Source organism: Parafannyhessea umbonata (assembly GCF_900105025.1).
GTDB classification, from domain to species: domain Bacteria; phylum Actinomycetota; class Coriobacteriia; order Coriobacteriales; family Atopobiaceae; genus Parafannyhessea; species Parafannyhessea umbonata.
The window spans coordinates 40,893-60,756 of the sequence record NZ_LT629759.1 but is presented as its reverse complement, the minus strand read 5'-3'; the positions used below and the strand labels follow the sequence as shown (position 1 = coordinate 60,756).

The 19,864-nt window shown below is 63.9% G+C and carries 20 protein-coding genes; 14 read left to right on the top strand and 6 right to left on the bottom strand.

Annotated features, from left to right (window positions below):
* Positions 1-156 precede the first annotated feature (156 nt).
* Entirely contained in the window at positions 157-621 is a 465-nt protein-coding gene (locus tag BLT96_RS00330; RefSeq protein WP_090847492.1) for a PTS sugar transporter subunit IIA, read from the bottom strand.
* Between the two features lie 353 nt (positions 622-974).
* Here BLT96_RS00330 and BLT96_RS00325 point away from each other — a divergent pair, with 353 nt between their 5' ends.
* The 8 genes from BLT96_RS00325 (at position 975) to BLT96_RS00290 (ending at position 7,705) form a co-directional block, all read left to right on the top strand.
* Positions 975-1,742, top strand: a complete 768-nt coding sequence (locus tag BLT96_RS00325; protein WP_090861130.1) for a DeoR/GlpR family DNA-binding transcription regulator — start codon at positions 975-977, stop codon at positions 1,740-1,742.
* Between the two features lie 274 nt (positions 1,743-2,016).
* A complete protein-coding gene (locus tag BLT96_RS00320) occupies positions 2,017-2,763 on the top strand; it encodes a methionine ABC transporter ATP-binding protein (RefSeq protein ID WP_090847496.1) in 747 nt (248 codons plus the stop codon).
* Positions 2,756-3,427 carry a methionine ABC transporter permease gene (locus BLT96_RS00315; protein ID WP_090847498.1) on the top strand — a complete coding sequence of 224 codons (672 nt, stop codon included), beginning with the start codon at positions 2,756-2,758 and terminating at the stop codon, positions 3,425-3,427. Before BLT96_RS00320 ends, BLT96_RS00315 begins: the two co-directional genes overlap by 8 nt.
* 30 nt (positions 3,428-3,457) lie before the next feature.
* Complete coding sequence (locus BLT96_RS00310; protein WP_090861129.1) at positions 3,458-4,288, top strand: MetQ/NlpA family ABC transporter substrate-binding protein; 831 nt, start codon at positions 3,458-3,460, stop codon at positions 4,286-4,288.
* A gap of 257 nt (positions 4,289-4,545) precedes the next feature.
* On the top strand, positions 4,546-5,340 hold the full coding sequence (locus BLT96_RS00305) for a dioxygenase family protein (protein ID WP_197674366.1): 795 nt from the start codon (positions 4,546-4,548) through the stop codon (positions 5,338-5,340).
* An 81-nt stretch (positions 5,341-5,421) separates the two neighbouring features.
* Positions 5,422-5,979: an NADPH-dependent FMN reductase gene (locus BLT96_RS00300; protein ID WP_090847502.1), complete on the top strand. Its 558-nt coding sequence runs from the start codon at positions 5,422-5,424 to the stop codon at positions 5,977-5,979.
* Between the two features lie 11 nt (positions 5,980-5,990).
* Complete coding sequence (locus tag BLT96_RS00295; protein ID WP_090861128.1) at positions 5,991-6,371, top strand: winged helix-turn-helix transcriptional regulator; 381 nt, start codon at positions 5,991-5,993, stop codon at positions 6,369-6,371.
* Between the two features lie 44 nt (positions 6,372-6,415).
* Positions 6,416-7,705, top strand: coding sequence for a chloride channel protein (locus BLT96_RS00290; protein ID WP_090861127.1), 1,290 nt, complete (start codon positions 6,416-6,418; stop codon positions 7,703-7,705).
* A 6-nt stretch (positions 7,706-7,711) separates the two neighbouring features.
* On the opposite strand, the gene BLT96_RS00285 is transcribed toward BLT96_RS00290, so the two are convergent.
* From BLT96_RS00285 to BLT96_RS00265, 5 genes are all read right to left on the bottom strand, one after another.
* Positions 7,712-8,458 (bottom strand): energy-coupling factor transporter transmembrane component T family protein, encoded by a 747-nt coding sequence (locus BLT96_RS00285; protein ID WP_090861126.1) that lies wholly within the window; start codon positions 8,456-8,458, stop codon positions 7,712-7,714.
* On the bottom strand, positions 8,451-10,253 hold the full coding sequence (locus BLT96_RS00280) for an ABC transporter ATP-binding protein (protein WP_090861125.1): 1,803 nt from the start codon (positions 10,251-10,253) through the stop codon (positions 8,451-8,453). The genes BLT96_RS00285 and BLT96_RS00280 overlap by 8 nt, the downstream gene beginning before the upstream one ends.
* A gap of 180 nt (positions 10,254-10,433) precedes the next feature.
* Positions 10,434-11,006, bottom strand: a complete 573-nt coding sequence (locus tag BLT96_RS00275; RefSeq protein WP_090847512.1) for a hypothetical protein — start codon at positions 11,004-11,006, stop codon at positions 10,434-10,436.
* A 458-nt stretch (positions 11,007-11,464) separates the two neighbouring features.
* Positions 11,465-12,118 carry a response regulator gene (locus BLT96_RS00270; RefSeq protein WP_090861124.1) on the bottom strand — a complete coding sequence of 218 codons (654 nt, stop codon included), beginning with the start codon at positions 12,116-12,118 and terminating at the stop codon, positions 11,465-11,467.
* Positions 12,115-13,071, bottom strand: a complete 957-nt coding sequence (locus BLT96_RS00265; RefSeq protein WP_245719351.1) for a sensor histidine kinase — start codon at positions 13,069-13,071, stop codon at positions 12,115-12,117. The genes BLT96_RS00270 and BLT96_RS00265 overlap by 4 nt, the downstream gene beginning before the upstream one ends.
* A gap of 325 nt (positions 13,072-13,396) precedes the next feature.
* On the opposite strand from BLT96_RS00265, the gene BLT96_RS00260 reads away from it, so the two are divergent.
* From BLT96_RS00260 to BLT96_RS00235, 6 genes are all read left to right on the top strand, one after another.
* A complete protein-coding gene (locus tag BLT96_RS00260) occupies positions 13,397-14,383 on the top strand; it encodes an ABC transporter ATP-binding protein (protein WP_090861122.1) in 987 nt (328 codons plus the stop codon).
* A gap of 8 nt (positions 14,384-14,391) precedes the next feature.
* A complete protein-coding gene (locus BLT96_RS00255; protein WP_090861121.1) occupies positions 14,392-15,561 on the top strand; it encodes an ABC transporter permease in 1,170 nt (389 codons plus the stop codon).
* Positions 15,548-16,729, top strand: a complete 1,182-nt coding sequence (locus BLT96_RS00250) for an ABC transporter permease (RefSeq protein ID WP_090861120.1) — start codon at positions 15,548-15,550, stop codon at positions 16,727-16,729. The genes BLT96_RS00255 and BLT96_RS00250 overlap by 14 nt, the downstream gene beginning before the upstream one ends.
* A gap of 232 nt (positions 16,730-16,961) precedes the next feature.
* On the top strand, positions 16,962-17,258 hold the full coding sequence (locus tag BLT96_RS00245; protein ID WP_090861119.1) for a YhbY family RNA-binding protein: 297 nt from the start codon (positions 16,962-16,964) through the stop codon (positions 17,256-17,258).
* 180 nt (positions 17,259-17,438) lie between these two features.
* Entirely contained in the window at positions 17,439-18,185 is a 747-nt protein-coding gene (locus tag BLT96_RS00240) for a response regulator transcription factor (RefSeq protein WP_090861118.1), read from the top strand.
* Positions 18,175-19,806 carry a sensor histidine kinase gene (locus tag BLT96_RS00235; protein ID WP_090861117.1) on the top strand — a complete coding sequence of 544 codons (1,632 nt, stop codon included), beginning with the start codon at positions 18,175-18,177 and terminating at the stop codon, positions 19,804-19,806. The genes BLT96_RS00240 and BLT96_RS00235 overlap by 11 nt, the downstream gene beginning before the upstream one ends.
* The last annotated feature ends 58 nt before the right edge of the window (positions 19,807-19,864 follow it).

Sequence of the window (19,864 nt, the reverse complement as noted above, 5' to 3'; positions counted from 1 at the left end):
CTATTTCTTGCCAAGCAGCGCGTAGCCAATCACGACGATGATGCCGATGATCCACGCAGGCTGGGACAGGATGGTCTTTGAGAACCAGTTCACTGCTGCCAGCAAAATGTCCATGTACACTCCTTCTAATAATGAACTCCCACGCAGGGGTTGTACTTACTCGTCGCCGACCATCGCGTCGATCTCGAGGAGATCCTCGGGCTTCTCGGCACTCTTCAGGCGCTCGACAACCTCGGGGTTGGACAGGACGGCAGCAAGGTGCTGCATGTTCTGCAGGTGGGAATCCGCGTCGACATCACTGAGCGTGAAGAAGATCGTCGCGGTGGTGTCGGGATCGTCCTCGGCGCCAAAGTGGACCGGCTCCTTCACGTGCATGAAGCTGATGGCCTCACGGTTGGTTCCGACGGCACCCTCGACCGCGTGCGGCATCGCGACGCCCGGCAGCAGGACGATGTAGGGTCCGTGCTTCTCGACGTTCTCGATCAGGCAGTCGGCGTACTCGGGCTCGACGCTGCCATCGGCCAGCAGGGGATCGATGCACTTGCGAAGGGCCTCCTGCCAGCTCATCGACTCGTCCACGAAGTTGTAGTGCTTGAGCTCAAACAACTGACGAAGTAGCATGTGTTTCACCTCCTCCGCTTGTGCTCGCGGTGATGCCGGCCCAACGTTTAGACCGACCTTCCAGGCTGCTCGCCTCTCCTCTGCGAGCCACCCCCGGAGGTGTTCCCACCTCCGATTTCGAGATGAATACTACTCCGGTTCATTTTGTTATGAACGGTTAACTATTTCGTATTTAACGTTATTAGAGATTGTATTGAACGTTATGTGTATTTATTTGAACGTTCATTTTTCATCTTGAGCCCAAGTATCGGTGACCATAGAATGTGCACGTGAACGTACGAACGTAGCTTTATTTGTTTTTTATCGTCCGCGAACGGTAGTATTTCTCGGGTGAACGGTAGAAAGGGCCTTACATGGGCACATCAAGAAGCCTTGTCGAGAGTCGGCGTGCCGAGATTGTCGAGACGCTGAGCGGACGAGGCAACACCAAGGTGACGGAACTTGCGGAGGAGTTCGGGGTTTCGACGCTCACCATACGGCGCGACCTAGACTTCTTGGTCGAGAAGGGCCTGGTTCGCAGGCTGCACGGCTCCGTTGAGCTCATAGACCCCCTCGGCAGCCCCATCAGCTCCTCGGCAATCCTCGCGAAGCGAAGCATCGCCGAGGAAGCGGCGCGCTTCGTGGAGGACGGCGACACGGTCTTCATCAACACGAGCTCCACCGCGCTCTCCGTGATCGAGCACATCACGAGCCAGAACGTGACGGTCGTCACAAACAACGGCAAGGCGCTGCAGCTCACCCCTCCCCCAGGCGTTTCGGTCATCCTCACCGGAGGCGAGATTCGCCAGCCCAAGTGGTCGATGTCGGGAGAGTTCGCCCTCTCCACCGTCAAGCACATAAACGCCGCCAAGGCCATCCTCGGCTGCTCCGGCTTCTCCGCGGACCGCGGCATCACCACGCTCGTCTCGCACGAGACAAGCATCAACTCGCTCATGCTGGAGCATTCGGACGCACATATATTAGTTGCGGATTGCACGAAGATCGGAACAAACTCGAGCTTCCGCTACGGCAGCGCCGCTCAGGTGGACATCCTCGTGACGGACGAAAACTCCGACGAGGAAGAGATCGTGCGCCTGAAGAGGGCCGGCATGCGCAAGGTGGTGTACCCAGGCGATAAGTAGCCCTTCTCGCCCAAGGCGGCCCTTCTCCCCTGGGGCGCTTTGCGTCCGGTCGTTTTTCATGCGCGCATGCGGTGCACCTTGCTGCGCGAATGCGTTATCTCGTATTCCGATAGCGCTTTACCACTTTTTTCAATTTGTTATCAGCGACCACGCGGGCTAACCTATATAAACTGCATGTTTTGCTGGCTACTCCCATTAGAGAATCAACCAGCAACTATTCACTCAACCTATAAGACATGCACGCACAAAACGTTTGTTCGATCGGAGCATCGACTTGATTTCAGTAGAGCACCTATCAAAGCGCTTCGGGGGCGCCGCGGGGGTCCACGCGCTCGACAACGTCACCCTCACCATCCCCGACGGCGACGTCTTTGGCATCATCGGCATCTCCGGCGCAGGCAAGTCCACGCTCGTGCGCTGTCTCAACCTGCTGGAGCGCCCCACGTCCGGGAGCATCGTCGTCGACGGGACGGACGTCACGAACCTCAGGGGCGCCGCGCTGCGCGAGTATCGCCGCAACGTCGCCATGATCTTCCAAGGCTTCGGGCTCCTGGCGCAAAAGACCGCACTCCAGAACGTCTGCTTTCCCTACCTGGCCAGCAACGGCAAGGTGACGGACGCGGACCGCAAGGAGGCCCTCGGCTACCTCGAGCGCGTCGGCCTCGCCGAGCGCGCGTCTTCATACCCAGCGCAGCTCTCCGGTGGCCAGAAGCAGCGCGTCGCCATCGCCCGCGCGCTCGCCTGCCACCCCAAATACATACTGTGCGACGAGGCGACCTCGGCACTCGACCCCGCCAGCACGGCGTCCGTGCTCAGGCTGCTGCGCCGCATCAACGAGGAGACCGGGGTCACCATCATCGTGATCACCCACTCCATGCAGGTGGTACAAGACATCTGCAAGAACGTGGCCGTCCTCGTCGAGGGCAAGGTGGTCGAGAAGGGCGGCGTTGCCGAGGTGTTCGCAAATCCCAGGCACGAGGTAACGCGCCAGCTGTTGGGAAGGGAGAGCTGGGATGAGTAGCCTTTCTCTTTTGATGGGCCAGTTTGGGTCCCTGCTGGGACAGGGCCTTGCGGATACGCTCATCATGCTGTTCGCGTCGACCGCCGTCGCCTACGTGCTCGGCATCCTGCTGGGCGTCGTGCTCTGCGTCACGGCGCCACGCGGGCTGCGTCCCATGCGCACGCTGAACGCCGTCCTGGGGTGGGTCGTCAACATCGGTCGCTCCATCCCGTTCATCATCCTGCTCGTCACCATGTTCCCGGTCACGCGCGCTCTCGTGGGAACCACGACCGGCGTCCGTGGCGTCATCCCGCCCCTCGTGCTCTCTACCACGCCGTTCGTGGCGCGCATGGTCGAGCAGTCGCTCGCGGAGGTCCCGCGCGACGCCATCGAGGCCGCGGAGGCCTGCGGGGCGTCCATACCGCGCATCGTCGTGTCCGCCCTTCTCCCCGAGGCCCTGCCCTCAATGGTGCGCGGCGTGTCCATCACGCTCATCGCGGTCCTCGGCTACACCGCCATCGCCGGAGCCGTTGGCGCGGGCGGCCTGGGCGACATCGCCATCCGCTACGGCTACTACCGCTACCAGGACACCGTCATGATAGCGACCCTCGTCCTCATCATCATCCTCGTGCAGATTATCCAGAGCACGTGCGACCTCATCGCAAAGAAGATTGACCACCGCTAGCGCAAGAAGCGCAACGCAAAGGAGAAAAGCATGCTCAGCAGAAGGTACTTCATCCGGGCAGGATTCGCCGCCATCGCCGCAGGAGGGCTCGCCGCATGCGGGGGCGGCACCACGTCGTCCGCAGCCAAGAGCAAGAAGCTCACGGTCGCCGCATCGCCCTCTCCTCACGCAGAGATCCTGGACAACTTTGCCGCACCCAAGCTCAAGAAGCGGGGCATCACGCTCAAGACGAAGGAGTACACGGACTACATCATCCCGAACCAGGTGACCTCCTCCGGCGAGGTGGACGCAAACTACTTCCAGCACATCAACTACCTCAACAACTACAACAAGGAGAACGGCACGGACCTCGTGGGCGTGGCCGCCATCCACTACGAGCCGTTCGGCATCTACGCAGGCAAGTCCAAGGACCTGAAGAGCATCCAGGACGGTGCGCAGATCGCCGTCCCCAACGACCCCACCAACGAGGGACGCGCGCTGCTTCTGCTGCAGCAGGAGAAGCTCATCACCCTGAAGGACCCCGACAACCTGCAGGCCACGCCCGTCGACATCGCCAAGAACCCCCACAACATCAAGTTCGTAGAGGTCGAGGCGGCCGCCGTCGCGCGCCAGCTCCAGGACGTGGACTTCGCGGTGATCAACGGCAACTACGCCATCGAGGCCGGCATGCACGTGAAGGACGCCCTTGCGGTCGAGGACAAGGACGGCAAGGCCGTCAAGCAGTACGCGAACTACATCGTCACGACGCCGGACAAGAAGGACGATGCGCGCGTCAAGGCACTGGTAAAGGTCCTCACCAGCGACGACTTCAAGAAGTACCTCTCGAAGACCTACGACCAGGACGTGCTCCCCGCGTTCTAATCCGGCGTACGCCGCACTCGCCCACACCCCACGCTCGCAGGCATCTGGCCCGCTCCCGCACCCACGGGGGCGGGCCTTCTCGTATGCGCACGCCAACCCACGCGCGGGCGCCGGTGCCCATGCCCCACGTGCGAAGGCGGTACGAAATGGGTGACCTGGTACCGCACAAAATCCTACTTGTGCGCTTACATTTCCCTCCCTATAGTACTAGATAAATACATGGTACCTATTTGGTACCGCAGGGAAGGAGCATCGCCATGGGCGAGAAGAACATGCAATCCAGGCAGCCGGCCATCTTCGTGGGCCACGGCGACCCCATGATGGCGCTGCGCGACGACGACGTCGCGCACGGGCTGCGCAGCGTGGGCGAGCGCTTGCTGAAGGCAAGGCCGAAGGCGATACTCGCCGTGTCCGGCCACTGGTACACCCGCGGCACCCTGGTGCAGAGCGACCCCACGCCGCGCCAGGTAAACGACATGTACGGATTTCCACCGGAGCTGTACGCCATCTCGTATCGCCCCAAGGGCAACGCGGAGCTCACGCGGCGCGTGCAGGAGCTTCTGGGAGCCGACGTCGAAGTGGACGACACCTGGGGAATCGACCACGGCGTGTGGACGCCGCTCCACCATATGCTGCCAAACGCGGACGTGCCCGTCGTGGAGCTGAGCGTGAACGGCCTTGCCGACGCCCGCTACGCCTACGAGCTGGGCAGGCGCCTTTCTCCCCTGCGCGACGAGGGGTTTGTGGTGCTGGGCAGCGGCAACGTGGTCCACAACCTACGCCAGGCAGACTGGGACAACCCCAACGGCACGCCGGAGAACGTCGCGTTCGACGAGGCGGTGCTTGCCGCGGTCGCCGCGCGTGACGATGACGTCGCGGTCGACTACCAGCGCCTGCCCCACGCGGACTATGCCGTGCCGACGCCGGACCACTACCTCCCGCTGCTTACGGTGCTGGGCACGGCCGCCGGCGAGCAGGCCGAGGTGTTCAACAAGGTCCGCAACCTTGGCTCCATCTCGATGACGAGCTACGCGTTCGGGCTGGGTAAGTAAAAGAAAACGCAGGCAAGTGTAAGACCAAGTACGGGTGCAAGAGCAACGCAGAGAAGTGCAAGGAAACGCAAGGAGAAGAACATGGCTGACAACAGGAACGTTTTGATCGTGGTGGGAACCCTTCGCAAGGACGGCTTCAACGTGCAGCTTGCGGACCACGTGAGGCAGCTTCTGGACGGGCGCGCCAACGTGAGCGTACTCGACTACTCCCAGCTGCCCCTCATGAACCAGGACCTGGAGAACCCCGAGCCCGCCGCCGTTGCGGCCGTGCGCGAGGCCGTGCGCGAGGCAGACGGCGTGTGGTTTGTGTCACCGCAGTACAACGCATCGTTCCCCGGCCACGTTAAGAACCTGGTGGACTGGCTCAGCCGCCCGCTTCCCGGCAAGGGTCGCGACTCCGCCGCCACGAACGGCATGAAGGCGACCGTCAGCGGCGCCGGCGGACGCACCGCCACCGCCGAGATGCGTGCCGCGCTCGACTCGCTCCTGGAGTTCGTGGGCGTAAGCGTCATGCGTGAGGGCGAGACGGGCGTCGCGCTTTCCGGCGAGTCCTGGACCACCGGCAAGCTGGCGCTTTCCGCCGAAGACGAGGCCGCGCTCGCCGCGCAGGCGGACGCGTTCCTGGAGTTCATCGCGTAGCGGGAGGACACATGGACACTCAGGCGGCACAAAGGGTCGCCCATGACGGAGGAGCGGACCTCTTTGGGGTCTGCCCCTTCGTCACGTCGCAGTCGGTACTGCAGGGCAAGTGGGCGATCCTCATACTGCATCACCTGGCGGAGGGCCCGCTGCGTTTCAACGAGCTGCTCCGCCGCATGGACGTGGCACAGGGGACGCTGTCGAAGCAGCTCAAGAACCTGGAGCACGAGGGCCTGGTACGCCGCACCGTGCACGCAGACGGGCCGCTGCGCGTGGAGTACGAGCTGACGGACATCGGCCTGAAGTTCAGGGGCGTGCTGGACGCCATCGAGGCCTGGGGAAACGACTACATCGAGTTTCTTCGCACGCACGACGGGGACGACGTGCGCTAACATGGCGTGCCGAATGCCATCACGCGTCAACCGGAGGTAAGCCCGTGAAGAGTCCCAAGGCGCCCGAGGGCAAGAGAGTGATAGACGCCGCACCCGAGCAGCCTTCGGGCGCACGACTCGCACGCGTGGTCGTCGTGCTGCTGGCGATTGCCGCAGGACTGGGTGTGGCGCTCGGCTTCTTCACTACGGGCACGTTGTGGTGTGCGGATCATCTTCAGGAACTGCTGTGGGCAAAGGCGGAGGTCGCGCTTGGCTGGTGGGCGCCGCTGGCGCTGTGCACCGCGGGCGGGCTCTGCGTGGGAGTGGCGACGATGCGTCTGGGATGTACCCTCGACACGCTCGGCCAGGTGGTTGCCCGCTGCCGCGCGCAGGGAGGCTACGCGCTTCCGGCGAGCGTGCCCAAGGTGCTGCTGCTGTTTTTGCTTCCCATCGCGTTTGGAGGCGCCATCGGTCCGGAGGCCGGCGTTTCCGGCCTGGTGGTGGCGCTTGCCTCGCGCGCCGTGCACGCCATGCGGCGCTCCGGCGTCGCCGCGGTCAGGGGTGCGGACCACCCGCTTGCGGCCGCGCTCTCCGTCATCGCGCCGGGAAACTCCACGCCGGACGCCCGCTACGCGCGCGTGCCCGGAGCCGTGCTGTGGGGAGCCGGAGGCGCGGGGTTCGTCGTGGGCGCGCGCCTGTTCTCGCTCGCGTTCGGCCCCGCGGGCAGCCTGCCCCGCTTCGACGCGATAGACTACGGCACCCTGGATGCGGCGACGGTCGGGGTGTCGCTCGCGGGCGTGGCCGTGGGCTGCGTCCTTGCGCTCTTCTCCGCAAAGTCGGACGCCCTTCTCGCCCGCGTGACCACGCGCCCCACGGACGCAAGCCCAGGGCGGGCCGTGGCGCAGGCCGTCCTGTGCGGCATCGCGCTGGGCACCGTCGCCTGCGCGCTGCCAAACGTGCTGTTCTCCGGCCAGGTGGCGACGCGCGAGCTTGCCGAGGGCTGGCGCGAGGCCGGCGTAGGCGTGCTGGCCGCGACGGCGCTGGCGAAGCTCGTGCTCTCTAACGCGTGCGTGCGCACGGGCTGGGTGGGCGGCCAGTTCTTCCCGCTCATCTTCTGCGGCGTGAGCGCCGGCTTTGCCCTTGCGGCCGTGGCCGGCGTCGACCTGCGGCTGCCGGTGGCGCTCACGTGCGCGGCGCTTGTAAGCGGTGCCACCGGCAAGTGGCTGCTTACCACTCTCGTGCTCGCGCTCTGCTTCCCGCCGGCAAGCCTTCCCGCCGTCGCGGCATCCGCGTTTGTGGCGGCACGGGTGGCTGCCGCCGCGCATGCGCACGCAGGGCGCCGGCAAAGGGCGTAACTCCCCCTACAGCGCGATGCCCAGCGCCAAGAGCGCGACGCATGCCGCGAGCACGGCGACGTCGCGCCCGCACATGGGATAGCGCTTGTAGCTGCTGTCGCGCGTGCGCAGGTAGAACCCGCGCTGCTCCGCCGCGAGGGCGGTCGCGTCCGTCTTGCCCACGGAGCCCACCAGAAGCGGCACGCACAGCGGCAGCATCAGGGTGAGCTTGCGGATGGGGTTCTTCGTGTCGTACTCCACGCCGCGGGCGCACTGGGCCTCCATGATCGCATTCATCTGCTGGCCGAAGACGGGCACGAAGCGCAGCGCCGTCGTGAACGTGAACGCGTAGCGGTACGGCACGTGCAGCACCTCCACGCAGGCGTTCGCGAGGTCGTTCAGCTTGGTGACGCTCAGCATCAGCACGAGCGGCAGGGCGACGCCCAGCAGCCTCAGGCTGGCCTTGCTACCCGTGGCCAGGCCCTCGCTTGTCATCCACAGCACCACGGGCGTCCCCTGCCGCATGAACGCCGTCTGCAGCACCAGCATTATTGCGGCGATGGGCACCAGGAGCTTCAGCAGGCTCACGAGCTTCGACGTGACACGTGCGTACAACCCCAGCGCAAAGGTCAGGGCGAGAAGAGCCAGGAGCATGGGGTAGGTGTCCGCCGTGAACGTGGCGATGATGATCGCCGCGGCGATGCCCAGCTTCGTGACCGGGTTCAGCCTGTGCAGCACGGTGTTTCCCGGGACATAGTCGATCACGTTAACCACGACGCACCATCTCCTCCGTCAGGTCCACGATGCCGGACACCTGGCTGATACCCGCGAACTCAGGCGACGTCGTGCGCGCGAGCACCTGCGAGAGCTCGATCACCTGGGGCGCCCTCACGCTTGCCCTGCGCATGAGGTCCTGATCGCCAAACATCTGCTGCGTGCCTCCCCGATCCAGGATACGGCCGTCCGCCATGACCACGATGCGCTCCGCGAAGTCGCTCACGACCTCCATGTCGTGGCAGACCATTATCACGGCGCAGCCGCGCTCGGCCATCTTGCTCACCGTGTCCATCACGGTCATGCACTCGCGATAGTCCAGGCCGCTCGTTGGCTCGTCCAGCAGCACGACCTCCGGATCCGTGACCACGACGGACGCGAGCGCGACCATCTGGCGCTGGCCTCGCGAAAGCGAGAACGGCGCCTCGTCCGAGGGAAGGCCGAAGCGCGCGATGACGGCCGCGGCCCGCTCGCGCGCGTCCTTCTCGCCCACGCCCTGCAGCGTAAGGCCAAACGCAACCTCGTCCAGAACGGTGTCCTTGCACAGCTGGTAGTCCGGGTTCTGGAACAGCGTGGCACAGTGGGCGGCAATCGCGCTGGTGGGGACCTCGCGCGTGTCGAGCCCCGCCATGCGCACCGTGCCGGACGCCGGACGCAAAAGGCCGTTCATCAGCTTGGTGAGCGTGGTCTTGCCGGCGCCGTTCTGACCGACGATACCCACGACCTCGCCGGGATAGACCCTCATGTCAAGGTGGTCCACGGACGCCGTGCCGCCGGGATAGGCGAAGCTGACGTCCTCCAGGCTCACGACGGGACTGGCGTCCACGGCATGGGGGCGCGGCGCGGCGACGTGCTTTGAGCCCACACGGAACGCCGCGTCACGCGCGTCTTCGGCAGCGCGTGCGGAGCCGTGTGCCGCAGGACCCACCAGGCCGCCGATGAGACCCGCCGCCTCCGGCACCGTCAGGCACGGCGTCGCGCCACGCACCAGCCCGTCGCGCGCGAGCGAGTTGTACACGCGCGCGACGCGCGGGCTGTCGACGCCTATGCGCCGGAGCTCGTCCGCATGCGCGAACACCTCGCGCGGCGTACCGTCCAGCACGAGCGAGCCCTCGCCCATCACCAGAATGCGGTCGCAGTACTCGGAAAGCAGCGCCACCTTCTGCTCTATAACCACGACGGTGACGCCCTCCTCGCGCACCTTGCGCAGCGTGTCGAACACGAGGGCGGAGGAAGCCGGGTCGAGCGCCGCCGTCGGCTCGTCGAGCACGAGGACGCGCGGACGCATGGCGAGGATGGCGGCGATGGCCACCTTCTGCTTCTGACCACCAGAGAGCGTCGCTATCTCGCGGTCCCGCAGGCTTGCAATCCCCACCGTGTCGAGCGTCCGCGCGATGCGGTCCTCGATCTGGTCGTGCGGAACACCGAAGTTCTCGAGCCCGAAGAGCAGCTCGTCCTCCACCACTGACGCGACCATCTGTGCGTCGATGTCCTGCAGGACGCTGCCGACCACCCGTGAGATGTCCGTCAGGGTAACGTCGCAGGTGTCGCGCCCGTCCACAAGCGTTGAGCCGAAGAGCTCGCCGCGAAAGTGGTGCGGTATCGCCCCGGAGAGCACGGAGGCAAGCGTCGACTTGCCCGCGCCAGAGGGGCCGATGACCCCCACGAACTCGCCCTCGCCTATGCGAAGCGATACGTCGCGCAGGGCGGCGGGGGCGTGCTCCCCCTCCGCCGTGGTGCCGCCGTAGCGAAACGTGACATGGGACATCTCGATGATGGGCTTGCTCTCTTGCATGTAACCGAACGCCTCTCACGCGCCTTCTGGCGCGGTTCTGACTCGTACCTGCCGCGGCCGTCACGCGGGCGGCCACAACCCTACCACGCACAAGGCCCGAGCGGTGCAGTCAGACTGCAAACCCGCGCAGGCCTCAACCTCATTGCTACCGCCTGGCGACGTTGCCCAGGGGCATGTAGATTACTCGCTGACCTTCAGGGCCTTGCAGACAGGGATGTAGAGCGCCTGAACCAGAATCGCGTTGAAGAGGCCGGTCGCGATGACGACGGGAAGCATAGCCGCGGCGAGCTGGGCCACGACGCCGAGCATCGCCATCTTGATGACCATGAAGATGCAGCCGCTCACGACCGTGCTGACGAAGGTGCCGATGGCGGGAACGAGCTTTTTCGCGCCGCCGCGCATGCCGGCGTTCACGATGACGGCCATGAGCATCGCGGCGACGCCCTCCGCCGCGAAGTCAATAAACGGCGAGGTCGTGGTGATCTGGATGACAGCGGCGGAGATGAGGCCGATCACGAGGGCCTGGGGAACGTTCGGACGAACGACCAGAATAGTGAGGCAGAATGCCGAGATGATGAACTCGGGGCTGATGACGCCGCCAGAAAGGCTTGAAATCGCCTTGCCTACGGTGAAGTTGAGGATGAATCCCGCCGCTAGGAGAACGGCGAGAAGAACGAGCGCTCGCACGTCGAGCTTGCCATGGTCGACGGTGTTGACGGTGCGGGCCTGCTGGGCGTTGGATGCGGTAGCCATGATTTTCTCCTTTACGTCGCCTTGTTGGAAGGCGCTGCGTCTCTCTATGTCATGCGATTTCGCCATTGATGTATAAACGCGCTCCTGCTAACCTTGCCATCGACGCGCGAAGGGGTCCTGGGACTTCATTCTTCCTCCTAGAACGTGCTGGTTCGTACTCACCCGCAAAAGAAAAGGGCTCCGGTCGAAACCGGAGCCCTTCAGTCTGCGCAGGTGTATGGCGCGAGAGACTCACGATCGACCGTTCGAAAGAGAGTTGTGCCACCACCAGTTGTTCATGACCACATTAGCGTTTCCCATGGTGACCCTCCCTTCGAAGTCCCTTGCCGCATGCGCGGCCTCGCGTCCATTGTGTTGCACTATAGGCCAAGCACGTGCGCGGACGCAAGGACGAAGATGTAAACGTTTCGTTTCCCCGATGCCCTCCGATGACGCCCCGTCACGCAGGCATGGCGTGACTACATGCACTTCCTCAGGTAGAAAACGGCGATTTGGGTCCTGTTTCTCAGACCCAGCTTTGCCAGAATCGACGATATGTGGTTGCGCACCGTCCCCTCGCTCATGAAGAGCGTCGCAGCAACCTCCGCGTTCGTCATGCCGTCCGCAATCGCACGGACCACGTCTACCTCCCGCGCGGAAAGCCCCTTGAGCGCACTCTCGTTTCGGGCAGCCGGCGACGCGGCGCCTCCCCTCGACCCCGTACCTATCGAAAGCTCTGCGGCACGTGCGAGGACCTCTCCCTCCAGCACGCACTGGCCGTTCATGACGGACCTCAACGCGGGTGCGATCGTGGAAACGTCCTGCTTGATGAGGTAGCCTCGCGCACCAAGCCTAAGCGCGCGGACGATGTACTCGTCATCGGAAAACGTCGTCAGGAACACGATGCGTGCCGACGGCTCCATACCGAGGATTTCCTCTGCCGCAGTCAAGCCGTCTCCGTCAGTCATCTGGATGTCCATGAGCACGACATCTGGCTCGACGCGCGTGAAGAGAGACACCGCCTCGTGCCCGCTCGTACCTGTACCCACGACATCTACGTCCTGCTCTGCGCCCAGTATCGTGGCCAGGGACCTGACCACGATACCGTCGTCGTCCACCACGATCACCCTCATTGGCAAGCCTCCTCATCCATCCCCCTCGGAACCGATGCGAACACGACGAACCTCTCGCTTTCCCGCCCGCCGTCGACTCGGGCGGAGAACACGCCGCCCATCTCGAGCACACGCGACCGCATCGACCTCAACCCCATGCCTTGCAGCTCAAGATCGGTCCCCTGGGGTGGCATGACGCCGTCGTTGGTGATGCGGAGCTGCCAGAGCCCCGGAAGGCAGGTAACCGCTACGAGGGCATCGGATGCATGTGCATGGCGGGCCGCATTCGTGAGCGCCTCCCTGGCGACCATCAGGAAACACCTGCTTACCATGACCGGAGGAGCGACGTCCAAGCTGCATGCCACCGTCACATTCCGAATGCCGCACTCCGACGCAAGCCTGTTCAGCTCACAACCCAAGTCAACACCGGAGTCCTCCAGGGCATGAACGCTCCTACGCATGGACGAAAGTGCATCGTTCAGTCCACCGAGAACCTCGTCGAGGTCCTCAACGACCGCGGAATCGTCCCTATGGACCACCTTGAGCGCTTCCACCTGCAAGACGAGCCTCGTGAGCAGATGTCCCACAGAGTCATGAATCTCCCTCGCAATCCTCGTGCGCTCGGAGAGCGCCGCCGCATGCGTCTCGTACTCGCGTGCGTCAACAAGCTCCGCGTTCTTCTCGCCCAGGGCGATGAGTCTGTCGTTGAGGTCGTCCTGCAGGCGATGCAGCTGGGACTGCCCCTCCAGCACGCGCGTCGTCCTCACGGAAAGCGCGAGCGAGAAGAGCGCGGCCACCACAAGCTGGCACACCGCAACCAGGCCAAGCCCACAAGTTGCTCCCAAGCATGCCACGAACGCAAGCGGCACCACGGCCAGCCAGCGAGTTTTGAGCCTTGCAGCGTCGTAGCTCGACAGCGGAACGACGATGCAGGCAACCGGCGCCAGCGCGCACAGGACGAGAGGGGCGAGCACAAGGGCCAAGGCCGCCTTCCGATGCCCATCCCCCACCACCTCGAAGGCGGCGCTTGCGCAAACGGCAACTAGCATCGCAACCACGCTTGACGCGAGGTCACCCCGCATCGACGCCGCCAAAGCCAGGCAGGACCCAAGCACCAGAATCTTGTCAGTCATTCTCTCCATGAAGCAAGTATAGGGGCGCAACGGACGCCCAGGATGAGGTCATGACATTCGTCATGCCCGACAGACCAATCGGTTACACAAGTCACTACCGCACCCGCAAGGCAGGTGCAAGAATCTGGGGTGAAAGCTCGCGCTCCCATCAAGAGAAAGGACGACGATGCCAAACCCACAGGCGACAGAGTCCATCACCCCTCCCTCGTCAGAGACCGTCGTCAGCATCAGCAACCTCGTCAAGCGCTATGGCGAGATCGTTGCCGTGGACCATCTCTCGCTGGACATCGCGCGAGGAGAGATCTTTGGTCTTGTCGGCCCAAACGGATCCGGAAAGACGACCACGATAAACTGCCTGCTGCAGCTGCTCGACTACGATCACGGCCAAATCAAGGTGTTCGGCGAGCCCATGCGGCCGGACAGCTACGGCATCAAACGCAAGATCGGAATCGTGCCCCAAGAGGTCGCCGTCTTCGACGAGCTCACCGTCAGGGAGAACGTCGACAGCTTCTGCGCCCTCTACGTCCCACAGTCCAGCCGCAGGCGTGAGCTTGTCGACCGTGCAATCGAGTTCGTGGGGCTGCAGAAGTTCCAGGGCTTCCGTCCCAAAAAGCTTTCGGGCGGACTTTTGCGCAGGCTGAACATCGCCTGCGGCATCGCGCACCAGCCGTCGCTCATCATCATGGACGAGCCGACGGTGGCGGTCGACCCCCAAAGCCGCAACTCCATCCTCGACGGCATCGAGCGACTCAACAGGGAAGGGGCCACCATCATCTACACCTCCCACTACATGGAGGAGGTAGAGCGTCTGTGCAAGCGCGTACTCATCATGGACCACGGGCGCTCGGTTGCAAGCGGTACGCCCGACGAGCTCAAGGCACTAATCGGCACCGGCGAGAGGATCTCCGTCGAGACCGGGGCCGTCTCCGAAGCGGCCATCGAGTCAGTGCGTATGCTCCCGCACGTTCGATCCGTGGAGTTTACAGAGGGCATGCTGCACGTGCAGTGCTCAAATGGCGCACACAACCTCTCGGAGGTCCTAGGCGCACTCGCACGGGAACACGTCGACTATGGCCGCGTCCTTTCCGAGCCGCCCACGCTCAACGATGTCTTCCTCGAAATCACGGGGCGAGAGCTCCGCGATGAGTCCTAGGAGGCACCATGCTCGCAAGCATCAGGACGAGCGTGCTCGCGCTCGTGCGAGACAAGTCCCTTCTCGTATGGACGCTCGCGTTTCCCCTCATCATGACCAGCATCTTCATGGCGATGTTCTCGGGACTCAACGATGCATACTCCCTCGTCGAGTCGAGGCTCGGCGTCGTCAGGAATGCCCGTTACGAGTCCGTCAAAGGACTGGATGACATGCTCGCCTCGCTGGCCGGGGCTCCCAAGAAAAGCCGCATCTGCACCCTTAAATACTACGCAAGCGAGAAGGACGCGCGCAACGCCGCCGCAGACGGAGCCATAGACTCCTACCTCACCGTCGGTTCGGACGGGACGCCCGCGCTGCACGTGAGCCAGGCAAGCATAGCCGCTAAGGGATCGCGTCCCGCGACCGTCCTCTCCTCAGCAATCAACTCGTACGTCCGAACGTCCGACGCAATCGCATCCGGCTCAACGAAAAGCCCCAAACTCGCAGCGAGGGGAGCGGTGCAGGCCGCCTATCTGGGCAATTCCGTGCAAATCAAGCACTTCTCCGCCACGAAGAACGCACCTGACAGCAACGCCTCCTTCTACTTCGCCCTCCTCGCCATGACCGCAGGAATGGGAGCCATGTCCGCTGCGCTCACCACGCAGAAGCTCCTGCCCACCGCAAGCGCCGTCGGCGCACGTCAGACTCTTTCGTCCACGCCACGATGGCGCATGCTCGTCGGCGCCCTCTTTGGCGCGTGGATCTGCCAGTTTGCCTGTATGCTGGCCGCGCTGCTGTTCATGGCAGCGGTCGCCCACGTAGACTTTGGAAGCGGGGCGGCACCGCTCGTCCTTGCGGTGGCGGTTTCGTCTCTGGCGAGCTGTGCGATGGGGTCCCTCCTCGGAACGATTCCCCACATGCAGGCAGGAATGGTCTCGGGGATAACCTGCCTGCTCTCGCTCTTCACGGGCCTTTATGGCCCAAGCGCCCAGGAAATCGCCTATGCATTGGAGACCTCCGCTCCGGTGCTCGCCCATGCAAACCCCCTCTGGCAGATATCGCACTGCTTCTACTCGCTCCTCTATTACGACACCTACGGCTCCTTTGCACGGTGCTGCCTCACGCTGCTGCTCATGACCCTAGTCGCACTTGCCCTCGCAGGCATACGCATGAGGAAGGTGTCCCATGCCCACCTTTAAGACATACATGAGGATTCTCCTCGCCCATCGCATATACATCGTCATCTACCTCGTCATCATCTCGATAACGGGAATCGCAATCGGGCTTTCGACGGCATCGGGCTCGAGCCAGCACTTCGCCGCGACCTCGTCGAGGGTCGCCATAATCGACCACGATGACTCGAGGCTCTCTCGAGCGCTCTCCGCCCACGTAGCAAAGGGCAACACCGTGGTCCCCCTTGCGGATAACAAGAAGTCAGTCCAAGACGCGCTCGCCCAGGACATGGTCTCATACCTCCTCGTCATCCCGAAGGGTTGGGGGCACGACCTCATGGTTGCGGCCGTCAACGACGGCACCGCCCCCGCTCTGGAAGCTTCCGTGTCATATCGCTCCGGCGAGGGCTTTCTCGTAGATCAGGAAGTCAGGAGCTACGCCCAGGGACTCTTTGGCTCGGCATCGCTCGGAGGAAGCCAGTCGGACGTGGTGCATGCGACCGACGAGTCATGGGGCAAGAGCATTGGCGTCTCGACCATCGGACAGCGCGCGACGCCGCTACCAGACTCTCTCCTGAACTCCGCGCTCTTCTCCTCGTATCCCATCTTCGCAAGCGTCACCGTCTGCATTGCCCTTCTGATGAAAACCCTCAACGCGAAGGCGCTACACGGACGTAGGGTCGCCTCCCCGCAATCGCCGAGGGAGCGCAACGTGGCCCTTGTGGCCGCGTGCGTCTGCATAGCCCTCGTTGCCTGGGCATGGAACTTCGGACTCCAGGCGGCCATCCTTGGACGCAGCGCAATCACGCAGTCCCCCGCACAGCTCGGAATCGTGGGGCTGGCACTTCTCGCCTACTCCCTGGTGTCGGCGAGCGTGGGATTCCTCGTTGGCCAGCTGGGCGTCTCGGAGAATGCCGCAAATGCCGTTGCGAACATCTTTGGCATGGCACTCTCGTTCCTCGGCGGAGCCTGGACGAGCCTGTCCCTGCTACCGGACGCACTTGTCGCCGTCGCCCACTTCACACCGTTCTACTGGGCGTACCGCGCCATCGAGGGTGCGTCGGCCATGAGGGGCGTTTCCGCCTCGAGCGTACTGCCGCTCGTGGGATGCGTCGGCGTCTGCATGCTGTTTGGCATAGCCATACTGCTTGTTGGCATTACGCTCGGACGCGCCCGGACCAGGCAGCTGGGATAGGGTTCAACGCGAATTCAGCCGACGCCCGAAGGCGCAGCCGGAGTCTCTCCTCGTCCCAAACGCGAGCCGGGTCCAAACATGGAGTCCAAACGTGGAGCCTCTTGGCAATGTTGCGGAGTTTTAGCAGGTCCCGGCTTTATGCGCTATCGTTTCTGGGTCACAGTCAATGCGTGGCTGCCCAAGGGATGCGCTCGCGCAAGACGTCAGCCCACGCGAGGAAAGCGAGACTCAGATGAAGCTCACCGGCAGCCAGATACGCCAGCTGCGAAGCATGTGCAACCAACTCAAGCCAACCGTCTCCATCGGCAAGGCGGGCGTGGAGGCCGTCGTCGCCTCGACCGAGGAGGACCTCGAGGCGCACGAGCTCGTGAAGTGCACCGTACAGGGAACATCCGGCCTCGATACGCGCGAGGCGGCAGACGCCTTGGCAGAGCTCACGGGCGCTACGGTGGTCCAGGTGATTGGCCACAAGTTCTCCATCTACCGCGAGACCAGCCGCAAGGACGTGGAGAAGATCAAGCTCCGCTAGCTGCAGCAAAACCATACGGGCCAAACTTGTTCGGTCGGGACGCCTTGGGCTTTGGGGCGTCCCGACCGCTTCCTTACCAAAAGCGTGAACCCTGCAAGCGAATTCGCGTGACCCCTTGCATCTGGCGCGCCAATCGCTCACGATTGCAGCATCGACCAGGCATTGGAAACAGAGGCCAAGATGCAAGCACCGGATGCCGCCGCAGGCGGGCAGAAACCGCAGGACACAATCCTTGTCGTCGAGGACGATCCGGACATCGTGGAGATACTCCGCCTCTACCTGGAAAGCAGCGGCTACCGCTTCCTCTCCGCGGGCGACGGAAAGCACGGCCTCGACGTCCTGCACGAGGGCGAGGCGTCGCTGGTGCTTGTGGACCTCATGATGCCCTCCATGAACGGCTTCGACTTCATCAAGGAGGCCCGCGCCTTCACGGACATCCCCATCATCATCGTGTCCGCGCGCAACCAGCCCTCGGACAAGGTGCTCGGCCTTGACCTGGGCGCGGATGGCTACGTGACCAAGCCGTTTGACCCCACGGAGGTCCTTGCGTACGTGCGCTCGGCACTGCGTCGCTACAACCAGAGCAAGGCCGCGCCGCACGACGGCGAAGGCCCCGCCACGGGCGAGAAGAACGTCCTTTCCGCCGGCGACCTCGAGCTTGACCTCGACACCCTCGTGCTCCGCAAGCGCGGCAACGTAATGCCGCTCACGGCGTCCGAGCTGAAGATCCTTCACAAGATGATGTCCGCACCCGGGCACGTGTTCACGAAGGCGCAGCTGTACGAGGCCATAAGCGGCAGCTCCTACGGCGGGGCCGAAAGCATCATGATGCACGTCTCGAACATCCGCTCCAAGATCGAGGACGACCCGGGAAGGCCGGCCCACATCAAGACCGTGCGCGGATTGGGGTACCGCTTTGACGAGTAGCGAACAGAGCGCCAAGCGCACCGCAAGCGCCCGCCTGCGCAGCACGCTTCGCAACGCGACAACGAGCCTCACCGTAAGGTGCCTGCTCATCGTGCTGGCCTACATACTCGCGATGGCAGGCCTGCTACACGTCACGAACCAGCTCGCGAACGAGGAGCTCAAGCGCACCTCACCGTACATAGAGATGTTCGACGACGGTTCCACTATGATGCAGACGGACGACTTCCGGCAGATGGGGTCGCAGGTCTCGCGCCCCAGCGCGCTTCTGGTGTTCGACGGGGAGGGAAAGCTGCTCTTCTCGACCAGCCGGAACGTCGCCCAAAAGATCACCGCAAAGGAGCTCCCGCTCATCGCGGGCGACGAGGACGACGGCTCCGCGTACGTGATGCTCGACCGCACGGACGCGCAGGGCAGGACCGTACACGAGATCAACCTCTGCAAGCCAACGCCCACCCCGGACGGCTACGCCATAAGCGTCAAGTCCACCTGTTCGTACCTCTCGGACGGCACCATCGTGAGCGGCGGCCTCTTTGGCAATAAGGCCCGACTGACCAAGCGTGAGATGTCCCTGCTCCAAGGTGTGTACAGTCGTCGCATGATGATCGCGAAGCACAACTACAAGAACGAGAAGGGCCAGCGGCGCATCCTCGTGCTGCTTTCGCCAACGGAGTCCGGCAAGGACTTCAGGGCCGCCGTCGATCGCTCGAACGCCTACCGCATCGCAGCGGTGCCCATCGCCGTCGCGCTCACGGTGCTGGCGATCGCCGTCCTCGCGCGGGTCGTGCGCAAGTCCACCCGCCCCCTGGACCGCGCCATAGACGCGCGCCGCAGCGGCGTCGGCAACGCGCCGGACCCGTCCTCCATGCCCGTGGAGCTCAGGCACACCTACGAGGACTTCCTCGGCCTCATGGCAGAGCTCGACCAGGCGCAGGACGACAAGCGCCGCATGATTGCAGACATCTCGCATGACCTGAAGACGCCGCTTTCGGTCATCCGCGGCTACGCCCAGGCGTTCGAGGACGGCCACGTTCCACAGGAAAACGCCGAGAAGTACCTGCACGCCATTGCCGCGAAGGCCGACCTTGCGTGCGAGCTCATAGACTCGCTGCAGTTTCTTGCGAAGACCGACCATCCCTCGTACCAGGCGACGCTCGAGAACCGCGACCTGTGCGAGGACCTGCGCCTGATGCTCATCGACAAACAGCCCGACATCGAGCAGGCGGGTGGTACGCTCGTGGTCGAGCTGCCGGAGCGACCCATCCGCGCCCGCGCGGACGTCGAGCTCCTCAGGCGCGCCGTCAGCAACGTGATAGACAACGCCTACAAGCACAACCCGCGCGGCGTCACCATCCGCATCGCGTGCGCTCCCACGCGCGACGGCGCCCTCGTCTCCATCGCGGATGACGGCCAGGGCGTGCCCACAGACATCCGCGAGCACGCGTTCGAGCCGTTCGTCACCAGCAACACGGCGCGCTCCGCCGGCAAGGGCACGGGACTGGGCCTTGCCGTCGCCAGCACGTGCATGCAGGTGCAAGGCGGCACGATATCGTTCGCGGAGCGTCCGGAGGCCCCGTACTCCACGGAGGTCCTCATGACCCTCCCGCCCGCGCAGAAAGACTAAAGGTTCCTTTAGGCAGCGTTTAGGTAGGAAAAAGGTTGCCCCCGTAGCATGGGTCCCA